Source organism: Priestia sp. 53B2, from assembly GCF_056099005.1.
The window spans coordinates 1-278 of record NZ_JBLZXA010000082.1; the positions used below are offsets into that span (position 1 = coordinate 1).

A 278-nucleotide genomic window follows, 5' to 3' on the forward strand; every position below is an offset into this window, starting at 1 on the left:
ATGAGATTTCCCATAGCGCAAGCTAGTAAGATCCCTGAAAGATGATCAGGTTGATAGGTCAGAGGTGGAAGCGTGGCGACATGTGTAGCTGACTGATACTAATCGATCGAGGACTTAACCAAACTTTTAAAAGCGTAAGCTTTACTCAGCGAACTGTTATCTAGTTTTGAGAGAGCAATCTCTTGTCTGGTGGCGATAGCGAAGAGGTCACACCCGTTCCCATACCGAACACGGAAGTTAAGCTCTTTAGCGCCAATGGTAGTTGGGACTTTGTCCCT

The 278-nt window shown here is 46.0% G+C and carries 2 rRNA genes; both read left to right on the forward strand.

The features are described 5' to 3' along the window. Positions 1–122 (forward strand): 23S ribosomal RNA (locus tag ACN6NE_RS31200); the annotation flags it as partial. Between the two features lie 63 nt (positions 123–185). Further along, positions 186–278, forward strand: a 5S ribosomal RNA gene (rrf, locus tag ACN6NE_RS31205); the annotation flags it as partial.